The organism is Luteimonas suaedae (genome assembly GCF_008312895.1).
In the GTDB taxonomy this organism is placed as follows: Bacteria; Pseudomonadota; Gammaproteobacteria; order Xanthomonadales; family Xanthomonadaceae; genus Luteimonas; species Luteimonas suaedae.
In genome coordinates, this window is sequence record NZ_VSSP01000022.1 from 1 (window position 1) to 14,368 (window position 14,368).

General features: G+C 69.9%; 13 protein-coding genes. 6 read left to right on the plus strand and 7 right to left on the minus strand.

Annotation, left to right across the window (positions count from 1 at the left end):
* Window positions 1–57 precede the first annotated feature (57 nt).
* Together FXO19_RS18440 and FXO19_RS18445 are read right to left on the minus strand one after the other, a co-directional pair.
* Window positions 58–1,191, minus strand: coding sequence for a GGDEF domain-containing protein (locus FXO19_RS18440; protein ID WP_149196586.1), 1,134 nt, complete (start codon window positions 1,189–1,191; stop codon window positions 58–60).
* A 42-nt stretch (window positions 1,192–1,233) separates the two neighbouring features.
* On the minus strand, window positions 1,234–1,800 hold the full coding sequence (locus FXO19_RS18445) for a TMEM165/GDT1 family protein (protein ID WP_149196587.1): 567 nt from the start codon (window positions 1,798–1,800) through the stop codon (window positions 1,234–1,236).
* A 428-nt stretch (window positions 1,801–2,228) separates the two neighbouring features.
* On the opposite strand from FXO19_RS18445, the gene FXO19_RS18450 reads away from it, so the two are divergent.
* The 4 genes from FXO19_RS18450 to FXO19_RS18465 all read left to right on the plus strand — a co-directional run bounded on the left by FXO19_RS18450 (window position 2,229) and on the right by FXO19_RS18465 (window position 7,126).
* The gene (locus FXO19_RS18450) at window positions 2,229–3,200 is read left to right on the plus strand and encodes a potassium channel beta subunit family protein (RefSeq protein WP_149196588.1); all 972 of its coding nucleotides are present in this window, start codon (window positions 2,229–2,231) and stop codon (window positions 3,198–3,200) included.
* A 288-nt stretch (window positions 3,201–3,488) separates the two neighbouring features.
* Window positions 3,489–3,692, plus strand: coding sequence for a hemin uptake protein HemP (locus FXO19_RS19875; protein WP_149196589.1), 204 nt, complete (start codon window positions 3,489–3,491; stop codon window positions 3,690–3,692).
* 172 nt (window positions 3,693–3,864) lie between these two features.
* Window positions 3,865–6,087 (plus strand): TonB-dependent hemoglobin/transferrin/lactoferrin family receptor, encoded by a 2,223-nt coding sequence (locus tag FXO19_RS18460; RefSeq protein WP_255516498.1) that lies wholly within the window; start codon window positions 3,865–3,867, stop codon window positions 6,085–6,087.
* Between the two features lie 76 nt (window positions 6,088–6,163).
* Window positions 6,164–7,126, plus strand: coding sequence for a DUF6607 family protein (locus FXO19_RS18465; RefSeq protein ID WP_149196590.1), 963 nt, complete (start codon window positions 6,164–6,166; stop codon window positions 7,124–7,126).
* Window positions 7,127–7,568: 442 nt separating this feature from the next.
* Here the strand turns inward: FXO19_RS18465 and FXO19_RS18470 are convergent, their stop codons facing one another.
* From FXO19_RS18470 to FXO19_RS18480, 3 genes are read right to left on the minus strand one after another with little or no spacing between them, the layout of a single operon-like run.
* Complete coding sequence (locus tag FXO19_RS18470; protein WP_149196591.1) at window positions 7,569–8,771, minus strand: PDZ domain-containing protein; 1,203 nt, start codon at window positions 8,769–8,771, stop codon at window positions 7,569–7,571.
* Between the two features lie 16 nt (window positions 8,772–8,787).
* Window positions 8,788–9,366 (minus strand): hypothetical protein, encoded by a 579-nt coding sequence (locus tag FXO19_RS18475; RefSeq protein ID WP_149196592.1) that lies wholly within the window; start codon window positions 9,364–9,366, stop codon window positions 8,788–8,790.
* Window positions 9,359–10,024, minus strand: coding sequence for an RNA polymerase sigma factor (locus FXO19_RS18480; RefSeq protein WP_149196593.1), 666 nt, complete (start codon window positions 10,022–10,024; stop codon window positions 9,359–9,361). Before FXO19_RS18480 ends, FXO19_RS18475 begins: the two co-directional genes overlap by 8 nt.
* 121 nt (window positions 10,025–10,145) lie before the next feature.
* Here FXO19_RS18480 and FXO19_RS18485 point away from each other — a divergent pair, with 121 nt between their 5' ends.
* Window positions 10,146–11,105: an SPFH domain-containing protein gene (locus FXO19_RS18485; RefSeq protein WP_149196594.1), complete on the plus strand. Its 960-nt coding sequence runs from the start codon at window positions 10,146–10,148 to the stop codon at window positions 11,103–11,105.
* A gap of 3 nt (window positions 11,106–11,108) precedes the next feature.
* Window positions 11,109–11,543, plus strand: coding sequence for an NfeD family protein (locus FXO19_RS18490; RefSeq protein WP_149196595.1), 435 nt, complete (start codon window positions 11,109–11,111; stop codon window positions 11,541–11,543).
* A gap of 161 nt (window positions 11,544–11,704) precedes the next feature.
* On the opposite strand, the gene FXO19_RS18495 is transcribed toward FXO19_RS18490, so the two are convergent.
* Both FXO19_RS18495 and FXO19_RS18500 read right to left on the minus strand, forming a co-directional pair.
* Window positions 11,705–13,591 carry a M48 family metallopeptidase gene (locus FXO19_RS18495; RefSeq protein WP_149196596.1) on the minus strand — a complete coding sequence of 629 codons (1,887 nt, stop codon included), beginning with the start codon at window positions 13,589–13,591 and terminating at the stop codon, window positions 11,705–11,707.
* Between the two features lie 183 nt (window positions 13,592–13,774).
* A complete protein-coding gene (locus tag FXO19_RS18500; protein WP_223115546.1) occupies window positions 13,775–14,365 on the minus strand; it encodes a LemA family protein in 591 nt (196 codons plus the stop codon).
* Window positions 14,366–14,368: the final 3 nt, after the last annotated feature.

The window sequence follows — 14,368 nt, forward strand, 5'->3', positions numbered from 1 at the left end:
CCCGATTCCCGATTCCCGATTCCCGATTCCCGATTCCCGATTCCCGATTCCCGATGCTCACCCGTCGCGCGCCACCACCCGGTTGCGCCCCTCCCGCTTGGCCTGCTGCAGGCGGCGGTCCGCACTGCCGAGCAGGGCGGAGACGTCGTTGCCGTCCTGCGGCCAGGCGGCGAGCCCGGCGCTGAAGGTCAGGCGTTGCGGATCCGCGCCGCGGCCGGCCTGGAACGGGCGTTCGGCCAGCAGCCGGCGCCGGCGGTCCAGGCGCTCCCAGGCACTGCCGACGGGGCAGCGCAACAACAGCACGAATTCCTGGCCGCCGATCCGGGCGATGTGCTCGCTGTCCTCGAGCATTTCGCCCAGTTCCGCGGCCACCTGGCGGATCGCGCGGTCACCGCCCTGGTGGCCGGCTTCATCGTTGATGCGGTGGAACCCGTCCAGGTCCAGCAGTGCCAGCGTCAGCGAGGCGCCGGAGGCGCGCGCCGCCGCGAAGGCGCGCGGCATGCTCTGCAGCAGCCAGGTACGGTTGGGCAGGCCGGTCAGGCCGTCGCGGCCCGAGAGATCCACCAGGCGTTGCATGCGATAGACGATGGTGGCGGTCACCACCGTCACGATCAGCAACAGCAGCAGCCTTTCCGCCTGCACGCCGATCGAAGCGCTGCCATAGTCGATCGATACCAGCCGTTGTGACGGCGCCAGCAGGAAGATCGTGGTGACCAGCACCGCGTACTGCAGCATGGCCAGCGCGCCGATGTAGAGCGTCAGACGGCCGTCGTTGCGCAGCGCGGTGAGCAGGATGGCGATCGCGTAGAAGCACCAGACCACGGCGCTGTTCATGCCCGCCACCGGGTCGTACCAGGCCAGCAGCGCCAGCACGCAACTGGTGACGGTGACGTCGTAGATGCTGGTCGCGTGCGGCAGCCAGCGGTGCCGGCGCAGGTCGCGCGCCAGCGCGAGCCAGACCTGCGCCATCAGGTTGATGAAGACCGCAGCGCCGAGCCCGATCAGCACTTCCGTGGTGCTGGCGCCGCCGACGGCCGCCAGCAGCGGCAGCAGCAGCACGAGCGCGCACAGCACCGCGCGCACCCGCGCCACCAGCAATTCGCCGCCGGCGCCCAGCTCCAGCATCAGCTCGTCCGGATGCGCCAGCAGGTTGGCGACGATCGCGGACAGTCCCCTCTCGGCCTCTCGCATCGGTTTCCGGCCCTCCGTGGCGGAGCATAGCGTGGCGCGGGCTCAGCCGATGCCGCGCCACGCCACCCAGACGGCCAGCGCCAGAAACAGCAGCGCGGCGGCGATCCGTGCCGCCCGCAGTGGCAGCCGGTCGGCGAACCGCGCGCCCAGCAGCACCACCGGAATGTTGGCGATCAGCATGCCCAGCGTCGTGCCGGCGATCACCTGCGCCAGCGCTTCGTATTGCGCTGCCAGCAGCACCGTCGCCACCTGGGTCTTGTCGCCGATCTCGGCGAGGAAGAAGGCCACTAGTGTCGCCAGGAAGGCGCCCCCCACGCTGGCCTTGCGGCGTTCATCCTCCTCCAGCCGGTCCGGGCGCAGCGTCCACAGTGCCACGGCCAGAAAACTGCCGGCGACTAGCCAGCGCAGCACGCCCGCCGGCAGCCATTCCGACAGCGCGGCGCCGAACCAGGCCGCCAGGGCATGGTTGAGCAGGGTCGCCAGCAGGATGCCGGCGACGATCGTCCACGGCTTGCGATAACGGGCCGCCAGCAACAGCGCCAGCAACTGGGTCTTGTCGCCGATCTCGGCGACGGCGACCGCGAAAGTGGAGACGAACAACGCGTCCAAGGGGGACATCCGCGGCCGGGCATGCACAAGACGGCAGGCGACATCGACGCCGCCCGGCCGGGTGTGCGCGATGTCTGCCTCCGGTCTTGCCCGACCTGAAGTCCCGCGCACCATGGCGATCGCCAAGCGTGTTGACGCGCGGCCCCGCCGGTGGCGGGTGGGCTACTCCCCGAAAGGAGTGCCACATTGTACGGGAAGAGGGCTGCGACTCGGGACTCGGGAAGCAGCACCGCGCACGCCGGCAGCCTATCAACCGTCATCCCGGCGAAAGCCGGGATCCAGCCTTTCGCGCATCTCAAGCTGGATCCCGGCTTTCGCCGGGATGACGAGCGAAGGCGTTTACGCTTTTCCCGATTCCCGATTCCCGATTCCCGATTCCCGATTCCCACCTCCCCTAAACTGTCGGTCCGCCCCCACGGAGCCCTGCCATGCAATACCGTCGCCTCGGCCATTCCGGCCTGCAGCTGTCCGCGCTGTCGTTCGGTGCCTGGGTCACGTTCGGCAACCAGGTGGGTCGCAGTGCCGCGCGCGAGCTGATCGCCGCGGCCTGGGACCATGGCATCAACTTCTTCGACAACGCCGAGGGCTACGCCAACGGCGAGGCGGAGCGGGTGATGGGTGACGTGATTGCCGACCTGCGCTTGCCGCGCGACGGCTTCTGCGTGTCCAGCAAAGTGTTCTTCGGCGCCGCGGAGGCGCCGCGACCGACGCAGAAGGGACTGTCGCGCAAGCACATCCACGATGCCTGCCATGCGGCGCTCAAGCGCTTGCGCGTGGACTATCTCGACCTGTACTTCTGCCATCGCCCGGACCCGGACGTGCCGGTGGCGGAGACGGTGTGGGCGATGGACACGCTGATCCGCCAGGGCAAGGTGCTGTACTGGGGAACCTCGGAGTGGCCGGCAGCGCGGATTCGCGAGGCGGCCGACCTGGCGCGCAAGCACCGGCTGCACCCACCGACGATGGAGCAGCCGCAGTACAACCTGCTGCACCGCGAACGCGTGGAACTGGAATACGCGCCGCTGTACGGCGAGATCGGGCTCGGCACCACCATCTGGTCGCCGCTGGCCTCCGGATTGCTGACCGGCAAGTACAACGACGGGGTGTCCGGCGATACCCGGCTGGGCCAGGAAGGCTACGAATGGCTGCAGCGCTGGGTGATCGGCGACGGCGAGCAACGCCGCATCGAGCGCGCCCGCGCCTTCACCGCGCTCGCCGCCGAGCTGGGCGTGGCGCCGGCGCCGCTGGCGATCGCCTGGTGCCTGCGCAACCCGCACGTGTCGACGGTGCTGCTGGGCGCGAGCCGGGTGGAGCAGTTGCTGCAGAACCTGGAGGCGCTGGAATTGGACGAACGGTTCGACGACGCGGTGTGGCAGCGGGTGGAGAGTTCGGTGCGTTAGGGCATCGACATTCGCTTTCCCGTTGCCCTTGTAGGAGGGGCTTCAGCCCCGACCCCGGGAAACGGCAGAGCGCGGAAAAAGACCCAGGCACGCAGCTTCCCGGCCTGCACCGTGCGCTCGCCGCTTCCTCGCCGCGACTTTCGCAGGTCGGGGCTGAAGCCCCTCCTACAAAGGTCGCGGAGGGCGTGAATGTCGATACCGGCTGGGTTGGCCGAAGCCGGCCCTTTTGTCAGTTGACAAGCAAATGAGAATCATTAACATCGTTGTCCTCCCGTCAGGAGTACGCCGATGCTTGCGAACCGCCCGCACGAGACTTCATCCGACGTCCACCCGGCCGATGCCGGATCCGCCCCGCCGACCGCGCTGCACGATGGTGTCGAGGTCGACAGCGCGCGCCTGCTGCAGGGCCAGCGCGAGGTGAGGATCCGCCACGGTGGCGAATGCTACCGGCTGCGCCACACCCGCAACGACAAGCTGATCCTGACCAAGTAGTCCCGGTCCGGTCCGCCTCGGCGCCCGGCGCTCCCGACGGAGCCCGGCCGCCGAACCTACTTCCCGGGCGCGAAGCCTTCGCGTCTGTTGCCCCTTCTCTCCAGGCCCGCCCGCCCCTCCGGTTTCGCCGGACGCCAGCTCGCCGCCCGCTTCTTCATTTCGCGAGCACGACATGCGTCCGAATCCGTTGTTCCTTGCCCTGTGCCTGGCGCTGCCCGGCACGGCCTTCGCCGAGCCTGCGGCCGCCCCCGGTGCCTCCGCCGATACCGCCGAATTCGACCGCGTGGTGGTCACCGCCACCCGTACCGAGCGCGCGCTGGTCGACGTGCCCAATACCGTCGACGTGATCGAACGCGAGCGCATGGATGACCTGATCGTGCGCGACCTCAAGGACCTGTTCCGCTACGAGCCGGGCATCACCGTCACCGGGTCGTTCGGCCGCTTCGGCATCGGCGACATCCGCATCCGCGGGCTCGGCGGCAACCGCGTGCGCATCCTGCTCGACGGCATCCCGGTGCCGGACGCGTTCTCGATCGGCAGCTTCTCCAATGCCAACCGCAACTTCGTCGACCTCGACACGCTCAAGCGCGTGGAGGTGGTGCGCGGGCCGAGCAGTTCGCTGTACGGCTCCGACGCGTTGGGCGGCGTGGTCTCGTTCGTGAGCAAGGACCCTTCAGATTATCTGGAGGCGGGCAGGGATGCCCATTTCGGTTTCAAGCTCGGCGCCGAGAGCGACTGGGACGGATTGTTCGCCGGCGCCACCGCCGCCTTCGGCGGCGAGCGCTGGTCGGGCCTGGTGACGGTGAACCATCGCCAGGGGCAGGAAACCGAGAACCAGGGCGACGACGACAGCGTCGGCGCCGCGCGCACCGCGCCCAATCCCCAGGACCGCGACGGTCGCAGCGTGCTGTCCAAGCTGGTGTTCGCGCCGTCCGCGGACCAGCGCTTGCGGCTGACCGTGGAGGGCAACGAGGACCGCGCCGACACCGACGTGCTGACCTCGTACGGTTTCCAGGAGAGGACCGGTGCCACCAATACCCGGGTGCTGGCCGACGACCACCAGACCCGCGCGCGCGTCGCCCTAGCGCACGAGGTGGACATGCTGGAGGCCGGTTTCGCCGACGCACTCGACTGGCAGGTCTACCGCCAGGACAGCGAGACCACCCAGGACACGCTGGAGGAGCGCGTCACCGCCGACGGCGTGCCGGAGCGGCGCCAGCGCAGCTTCAACTTCGACCAGCGCGTGTACGGATTGCAGGCGAACTTCGTCAAGGGCTTCGCCACCGGCGGCGTGCAGCACGACCTCGCCTGGGGCCTGGACCTGGCGCGCACCGAGACCCGACAAAAGCGCGACGGCAGGGCCACCAACCTGGTCACCGGCCGCACCACCAACATGATGTTGCCGGACGTGTTTCCAGTACGCGACTTCCCGCTCAGCGAAACCACCACGGCCGCGCTGTACGTGCAGGACGAGATCGCCTTCGCCGACGGCGCGTTCCGGCTGGTGCCGGCGCTGCGGGTGGACCGTTACGAGCTCAAGCCGGAGGTCGACGGCATCTTCGCCGAGGACAATCCTGGGGTCGATGTGGTCGGCCTCACAGCCACCGAGATCCTGCCCAAGCTGGGCACGGTATGGAGCTTCGGCGGCGACTGGTCACTGTTCGGCGGCTACGCGCGTGGCTTCCGCGCGCCGCCCTACAGCGATGTCAACGTCAGCCTGATCAATTTCATGTTCGGCTATACCGTAGTTCCCAACCCGGACCTGCAGCCGGAGATCAGCGACGGGTTCGAGGCCGGGATCCGTTTCGCCGGCGAGGCGGTATACGCTGGCCTCACCGGCTACCACAACCGCTACGACGACTTCATCGAGTCGTTCCAGTTCGTGGGCATCAATGACCAGGGACTGCAGGTGTTCCAGTCGCAGAACGTCGCCGACGCGCGCATCTACGGCGTCGAGTTGAAGGCCGGCGTCGACCTCGGCGCGCTGGCGCCGGGCTGGCAGGGCTGGTCGCTGCGGGGTGCGGCCTCCTGGTCGCGCGGCGAGGACCGCACCGAGGACGTGCCGCTCGATTCGGTCGATCCGCTGACCGCGACGATCGGCGTGGTCTACGACACCGATGCCTGGGGTGCGGAACTGGCCGGGCGCTTCGCCGCCGGCCGCGACCGCGTCTCTGATCCGGCGCTGTACCACAGTGGCGGCTACGGCGTGCTCGATCTCTATGCGCACTGGAACTTCGCCCCCGGTACGCGGCTGAACGTCGGCGTGTTCAACCTCGCCGACCGCAAGTACTGGTCGGCCGGCGACCTGCCGATGGCGGTCGTCGCGGCCGGCGTGCTCGACCGTTACACCGCGCCGGGACGCAATGTCGCGGTCAGCCTGGCGGTCGCGTTCTGAGCGATCGCCGCGCCGCACACCACCGGTGGGTCGCCCGCCTGTCATTCCACACTCAGTTCGCTACGAGGATCCCGTCATGACGCCAGCCAACGCTTTTTCGCTCGCCGCCGCCCTGTCGCTGTCGCTGGCCTGCGCGGCCGCCGCCGCGCAGCCGCACCCCGACCCGCAGCGCGACCGCACTGCGATCCTCGCCATGCAGGGCGAGTACGACGTCGATTTCAGTTTCGACGAGACCGTGATCCTGGCACCGGACTACGAGCGCGCGCCGGCCAAGCGCAGCGGCGCCAGCGAGGTGGTCATCGTGGTCGAGGACAGCCCGGCCCGGGTGGTGCTGCAGCACATCCTGGTCGATCCGAAGAGCGGCCACGTCACCAAGCACTGGCGCCAGGACTGGATGTACGAGGCGCCGCGCCGCTTCGAGTTCAGTGCCGACCAGACCTGGCACGTGCGCGACATCCCCACCGAGGCCACGCGCGGCGCCTGGACCCAGTGCGTGTACGAGGTCAGCGACGCGCCGCGCTACTGCGGCACCGGGCGTTGGAACCACCGGTACGGCGTGTCCACCTGGACCTCGGACCGCAGCTGGCGCCCGCTGCCGCGGCGCGAGTACACCACCCGCGAGGACTACAACGCGCTCAACGTCGAGAACCGCCACACCGTCGTGCCCGGCGGCTGGACCCACGAGCAGGACAACACCAAGACCGTGCGCGACGCCGACGGCGGCTCGCGCACGCTGGTGCGCGAGTTCGGCTTCAACGATTACCGCAAGGGCAGCGACACCGATTTCACCCCGGCCTACGACTACTGGACGGCCACGCGCGACTACTGGGCGAAGGTGCGCGCGCGCTGGGACGCATTCCTGTCGCAGCCGCCAGGGCTGCGGCTGAAGACCAAGGTGGACGGCATGGCCTTGATCATCCCGCTGTTCGAGCAGGCCCAGCGCGTGCAGGACGGCGACACCGTGCCCGATGCCGAGATCGACGCCGCTTTCGCCGAATGGGTCGAGGCCGCGCCTGCGGATCCGGCGCGGGCGCGTTAGCGGTATCGGCGTTTACGCCGCCGACCTCTGTAGGAGGGGCTTCAGCCTGAGCTTTCCCCTGTCCTCCTGCAATCGATTCAACGGCTTGGCTGCTCCCCCCTTTGAAAAAAAGGGGGGGTGGGGGGATTTGCTCGGTGCCCGACCAAGCAACAGCAACAGCAAATCCCCCTCAATCCCCCTTTTTCAAAGGGGGAAGATAGGCTGCGAGAAATGTGGGGGAATCCCAGGGCTTCAGCCCCGACCTGTCGAAAGGTCGCGGGGAGGCAACAGGGCGCCCACGGCACCGTTCGGGGAGCTGCGTGCGTGGGTTCTTTTCCGCGGCTCTATCGTTTCCCCGGGTCGGGGCTGAAGCCCCCTCCTACAAGGACTACTGCCACCCCTCGTAGGAGCACGCCATGCGCGCGATACCGGCGTGGATGGACGGTGACGCCAGCCGAAGCCCTCAAGCAACGAACGCAAATGCGGCGATCCGAGCGGCGGTGTCGGCAACGGTCGGCGGGGTCGGTGGTTTCGGTGGCGCCGGCGGCGCTTCGGGTGCGCCTGTCGCGGGCGACTTCGGCGGGCGTGGCGGGGCCGGCGGCCCCGGAATGCGCAGCGGCCGCAGCTTCGGCACGGTGATCTGCGCGGTCGCAGGTTTGCGGTCGCGTAGGTAGGTCACGGGCACCTCGGCGTCCGCGGGCTTGTCGCGCAGCGCGGCCATCACCTCGCGCGGCGTACCGACATCGCGGCCGTCGATGCGCTGGATCACGTCGCCGGCCTGCAGCCCGTCGAGCTCGCCGCTGGACAGCACCAGCACACCGCGCGAGGTGCCGAAATAGCGGCCCAGCTGCGGATCGATCGTCGCCAGGTTGAGGCCACTCCAGCGGAACGCGGACAGCAGCATCGGCGACGCGCAGTCGCCGCCGTCGCAATTCGCCGACAGTCCGGAGCCGGAGAGCGCGCTGCGCACCTCGGCGGCGATATCCGTCTCCGCCAGTGCGGCCTGCACTTCGGCAGAGATGTCCGATGCCGCCAGTGCCGCCTGCACTTCGGCGGCGATGTCCGGCATCCGGACGTCGCGCATGGCGGCCGTGGCCTGCCTGAGTCCTTCCGAAGCTTGGGTCCGCGCCGCGAGCAGCGCTTCGGACAGGTCGGTGTCGCGCAGCAGCACCGCGCCGCGACCGATCCTCGGCGTCACCGCGACCGTGGCGACACGGCCGTCGCGTTCATAGCCCAGCCGCACGGGCGTGTCGGCGGAAACCCCGGCCAATAGCTTGCGTGCATTGGCGGCACGCAGCTCGCCGCTGCTGCCGAGGAGGCGGCTGCCGTCGATCGACACCAGGCGGTCGCCGCTGCGCAGGCCGGCTTCGGCGGCGGCGCCATCCGGCGTGACCCCGGCGATGCGTACGCCGGCCTGCGGGTCGGGCGCCAGCAGCACGCCGAGCACCGGGCGCCCGGCGAGGCGCTGCTGCAGCTCGCCGATGCGCGCGTCGCCGGCGATCCGCTCCTCCGACAGTTCGGCGACGCGTGCGGCGGCACGGGCCAGCTCGGCGCGCGCCTCGGCCAACGCCTGGTCGTTTTCGGCCGGCTGCGCGTAGGCGCCGCCGCATAGCAGCAGTGCCAGTGCAGTGCAGAGGAAACGCGGGATGAGGGGACTGCGGGTCATGCGGGTTCTCCGTGGGTCAGTCGATGCGGACGAGGACCGGGTCGTAGTGGCTGCCGTTGGCCGCCAGCCAGCGGCGCGTGCCTTCGAACCCGGCCAGCGTGCGCAGGATGTCGACGCGCGCCTGCCACAGCGCCAGTTCGCGATCGCGGGACAGGCCGGGTTGCGTCAGCGCGGCGTCGATCAGGGCCAGCCGCGTCTCCAGTTCGCCGGCCAGCAATGCCGCGCTGCCGCTGGACACGCGCGTGTCCTGCATCAGCGGGACCAGCGACTCGAGCTGCGCCGATTCGACGTAGAGCGCTTCGAGCGTCGCATCCGCCGGGCGCGTCGGCGAAGCCGCCGGCGCGCCGGTATCGGTGCCGACGGTACCGTGTGCCTCGTCCGGGGCCGCGTCGTGGCGTTGCAGCTGCCAGGGCAGCGCGACGGCCAGCAGCAGCACGGCGGCCGCGGCGGTCCACAGCGGCCAGCGCCGCCGGCGGGCGTCGAGCCGGGTCGCGACCGCGTTCCAGCCGCTGGCCGGCGGCGTCTCCTGCGGCAACGCGGCGAAGGCGCTCTGCCAGTCGCCGGGCGCGGTGCGGTTGCGGGCGCGATCAGGCATGGGTGGACTCCGGTGCGACGGCAGGGGCGTCGAGCAGTTCGCGCAGGCGCCGGCTGCCGCGCGCCAGCTGCGATTTGGAAAAGCTCGGCGTGCGCTGCATTAGCGCGCCGATCTCCTCGTGGGTGTAGCCCTCGGCGTGGTACAGCCACAGCACGCTGCGGGTGGCCGCGGGTAGCGCCGCCAGCGCGCGCTGCAGTTGCGCCGCGTCGGCGGCGGCCGAGGGCGGGGGCTGCTCGCCGGCCGGTTCGTGCGCGTCGATGTCGAGCGCCTCGCCCAGGCGCCGGCGGCGGCGCAACCGCATCAGCGCCTCGTTGACCGCGATCTGTCGCAGCCAGCCCCAGAACGGGCTGCTGCCGCGGAACTCGCCGATCCGGTCGATCATCTTCAGCATCGTGTCCTGCAGCACTTCCGAAGCCTCCTCGCGGTCGCCGCAAATGCGCAGCGCCAGGGTGAATGCCGGCCGTTCGAACCACCGGTACAGCTGCTCGAAGGCGGCGCGTTCGCCGCGCCGCGCCCGCGCCAGCAGCACGTCCGGCACCTCGATCGCGAAGCTCGAGCGCGGCACCGGCCCGGATTCCGGCGACGCCACGGCGTTCCGCGCCGGCACGGGGGCCAGGCAGGGCGCGGGCGGAGCGGCGTGCGGCGGTTCCGTGACCATTCCTACATTCTGGATGCACGCCGGGGCGAAAGCGTCGCAGGCGCGCCGGCCGCGGCGCCCCGCCGTTCTATACTCGCCCCTGGGTCAGGGGGACCCGCCTATAGACCAAGGGGAGAGAATCATGGGGGCATCGGCCTTTCTGGCGGCGGTGTTGCTGGTCGCCGGCATCATCGTGCTGTTCAAGACCGTGCGGATGGTGCCGCAGGGCTACGAATGGACCGTCGAACGTTTCGGCAAGTACACCCACACCATGGATCCGGGGCTGCATTTCCTGATTCCGGTGGTCTACGGCGTGGGCCGCAAGATCAACATGATGGAACAGGTGCTGGACGTGCCCAGCCAGGAAGTGATCACCAAGGACAACGCGGTGGTCAAGGTCGACGGCGTGGTGTTCTTCCAGGTGCTGGACGCCGCCAAGGCGGCCTACGAGGTCTCCAATCTCGAGATCGCGTCGATCGCGCTGGTGCAGACCAACATCCGCACCGTGATCGGCTCGATGGACCTGGACGAATCGCTGAGCAACCGCGAGGCCATCAACGCGCAGCTGCTCAATGTGGTCGACCAGGCCACCAATCCCTGGGGCATCAAGGTCACCCGCATCGAGATCCGCGACATCCAGCCGCCGCGCGACCTGATCGACTCGATGGCGCGGCAGATGAAGGCCGAGCGCGAACGCCGCGCGGTGATCCTGGAGGCCGAGGGCCACCGCCAGTCGGCGATCCTGCGCGCCGAGGGCGAGAAGCAGGCGGCAATCCTGGAAGCCGAGGGCGAGAAGGAAGCCGCGTTCCGCGAGGCCGAGGCGCGCGAGCGCCTGGCCGAGGCCGAGGCCAAGGCGACCGAGATGGTCTCCAACGCGATCGCCCAGGGCGACGTGCAGGCGATCAACTACTTCGTCGCGCAGAAGTACGTCGCCGCGTTCGAGAAGCTCGCCACCGGGCCCAACCAGAAGTTCGTGCTGATGCCGATGGAGGCCAGCGGCATCATCGGCTCGATCGCCGGCATCGCCGAGCTGGCGAAGGAGGCGCTGGGCAAGCAGCAGACCGCCACCCAGGCGCGGCTGGCGCCGCAACGGGAGGGCTGAGCCATGCGTTGGGATGTCGTGGGCTGGGCCGCGGTCGCGCTGCTGCTGTTCGCCGCCGAAACGCTGGCGCCGGGCGCCTTCATGCTGTGGATGGGCTTCGCCGCGGTGGCGGTGTTCCTGGCGGTGCTGTTCGTGCCGGGAATCCCGCTGCTGGCGCAGGTCGGCGCCTTCGTGGTGCTGAGCTTCGTATCGATCCAGGTCTATCGCAAATGGTTCCGGCAGCACGCGCGCCAGAGCGACCATCCGACCCTCAACAAGCGCGCCGCGCAGCACGTCGGCCGGGTGGTGCCGCTGGACCAGCCGATCGTCGCCGGACGCGGACGGATCAAGATCGGCGACGCGTTCTGGGTGGTGGAAGGCCCGGACCTAGAGGCGGGCGTGCCGGTGCGTGTCGTGGAGACGGACGGGGTGGTGCTGCGGGTCGAGGCTTCGGCCTAGGGCCTGTCCGTAGGAGCGCGCCATGCGCGCGATGCCGCGGGCATGGCGCCGCCGCGAATTCCGGTGACCGGCATGCCTGCCGGTCCAGCATCGCGGCATCCACCGGATCCTGCCAGCACCCGCGGCATCGCGCGCATGGCGCGCTCCTACGAGGCTGTCGCTCAGCCGTGCTCCAGCATCGGTGGCAGCGGGCAGTGCAGCACGCCGCAGATCGTGCGCAGCAGCTCGGCCTCGGCCACCGACACCCGGCCGTCGTGCATCGCGGCGGCGGTCACCGCCTCCACCAGCACCTGCTTGGCGAGCGGGTCGAGGCGGTCCAGCGGCTCCCACACCGCATCCAGCGCGAGCACGCCGTTGCCCGGTGGCGCATAGGGCAGGTGGTCGCGCGGCAGCACGCGCTGCAGGCCGGCGAGGTAGGCGCGCTTGGCTTCCGCCGGATCGGCATGGCCGGCATGCGCCACCACCGCCAGCAACGTCGCGAACTCCTGCTTCACGCTGCCGGCCTTGTTGCGCCCGAAGCGGGCGTGGCGCGCGGGATCCAGCGATTCGCGCACCTGGGTCTCGAGCAACTGGCCGAGGCAGTATTCGAACAGCGCGACGTGGTCGTCGGCATGGACCACCGCATGCACGGTGTCGAGAAAGGTGTCCAGCTCCGGGCGCGGCCGCAGCCGCAGCACCGGGAACGCCAGTGAGGCCAGCGGCAGGCGCTGCATCGGATGCAGCGTCTGCAGCTGCGACTCGCGCAGATGCGCGGCGCGGTCGGCGACGCGCGCGCCCAGGCGCGAGACGATTTCCTGATGCTGGCGCCGGCGCAGCTCGGCGTCGCCGTCGAACAGCAGGGCCAGCAGCAGCGGCATGGTGGCGTCGCGTTCGCGCGCCAGCACCCGCAGGGCTTCCGGCAGTGCGGTGACCAGGGCGTCGGCGCGGCGATAGTCGTCGTCCCGCGGGTGCGCGACCTGCGCCGACACCATCGGCGGGGTCAGGTCGAACTCGTCGGCGGCGCCGGGCAGGGCGGAACCGTGGTGCGCCGCGATGCCCAGCTGCACGTCCTCTTCCAGTCCGTTCGGCGGCGCGGCGCGCCACTGCGCCCGCAGGCGCTCGACCTGCTCCGGGCGGAATCCCGGCTCCAGCGCCTGGATGCGCTGCAGGATCGGCGGGTGGGTGGCGAACAGCCCGCTCAGGCCGACGCCGTCGCCGAACAGCATATGGCTGACTTCCTCGGCGTTGCCGCGTTGCGCCAGCTGCGAACCTTCCTGCAGGCCGGCGATCTTCTTCAGCGCCCCGGCCAGGCCGCTGGACTGGCGGGTGAACTGTACCGCGGAGGCGTCGGCCAGCACCTCGCGCGAGCGGCTGATGCCGGCCTTGATCATGCGCCCGAAGAACAGGCCGACGTAACCGATCAGCAACGCCACCAGCGCGGCCCCGAGGATTCCCATCGCGCCGCGGCCGCGGATGCCGTAGCTGTGCGCCAGGATCCTGCGGCCGATCAGCCCCAGCATCAGGATCCCGAACAGGATCCCCATCAGGCGGATGTTGAGCCGCATGTCGCCGTTGAGGACGTGGCTGAACTCGTGCGCGATCACGCCCTGCAGCTCATCGCGGTTGAGCCGCTCGAGCGCGCCGCGGGTCACCGCCACCGCGGCGTCGGACGGCGAGTAGCCGGCGGCGAAGGCATTGATCCCCGCCTCGTGCTCGAGCACGTAGATCTTGGGCACCGGCACGCCGGAGGCGATCGACATCTCCTCGACCACGTTACGCAGGCGCCGCAGTTGCGGATCGGTGGTGTCCTCGGCGATCGCCACGCCGCCCAGCTGCGTCGCCACCGCCTCGCCGCCGGCGCCCAGCGAGGAGATCCGGTAGAGCGACCCGAGACCGATGATGCCCAGCGTCGCCAGGGTGGCGAACACCAGCAGTCCCGGCTTCGGCCCGGCCATCGCCAGCACCACCAGGTCGACCGCGAGCACGATCCCGACCACGGCGAGCGCGAACAGCACCACCAGCCGGGTAGTGCTGCGGCGAGCTTGTGCCTGGCGTTCGAAGAAGTTCATTGGACGGCCGGGAATGGGGAATGGGGAATCGGGAATGGGCAAGGCGAAAGCCGCAAGCCGAAACGCGCCAGCCAGATCTCGGTCAACGGGGTGCTTCCGGCTTTTCCGCAGCACGTGCGGGCGCAGCCCGCACGTGCTGCGGCTTCACCGATTCCCCATTGCCGATTCTCCATTCCCGGCTCTTCAGAACTCGACCTTCGGCGCCTCGCGCACCTCGGCCTTGTCTTCCGGGATCTCCAGCAGCGCGGCGGGGGCGAAGTTGAACATGCCGGCGACGACGCTGGCGGGGAAGACCTCGCGCTTGTTGTTGTAGGCCATGACCGAGTCGTTGTAGGCCTGGCGCGCGAACGCCACCCGGTTCTCGGTGCTGGTCAGCTCTTCGGTGAGCTGCATCATGTTCTGGTTGGCCTTGAGGTCGGGGTAGGCCTCGACCACCACCATCAGCCGGCCGAGTGCGCCGTTGAGCGCGCCCTGGGTCTGCGCCAGCTCGGCCATTGCCGCCGGGTCGCCCGGACTGGCCTTGGCGGCCGAGAGCCCGCTCTGGGCCGCGGTGCGCGCGGCGGTCACCGCTTCCAGGGTCCCGCGCTCGTGCGACAGGTAGCCCTTGGCGGTCTCGACCAGGTTCGGGATCAGGTCGAAGCGCCGCTGCAGCTGCACGTCGATCTGGGCAAAGGCGTTCTTGAAGGCGTTGCGGGCGGTGACCAGGCCGTTGTAGATGCCCACCGCCCACAGGGCGAAGACCACGACGACACCGAGAAACACCAGTAGGATCAGCAT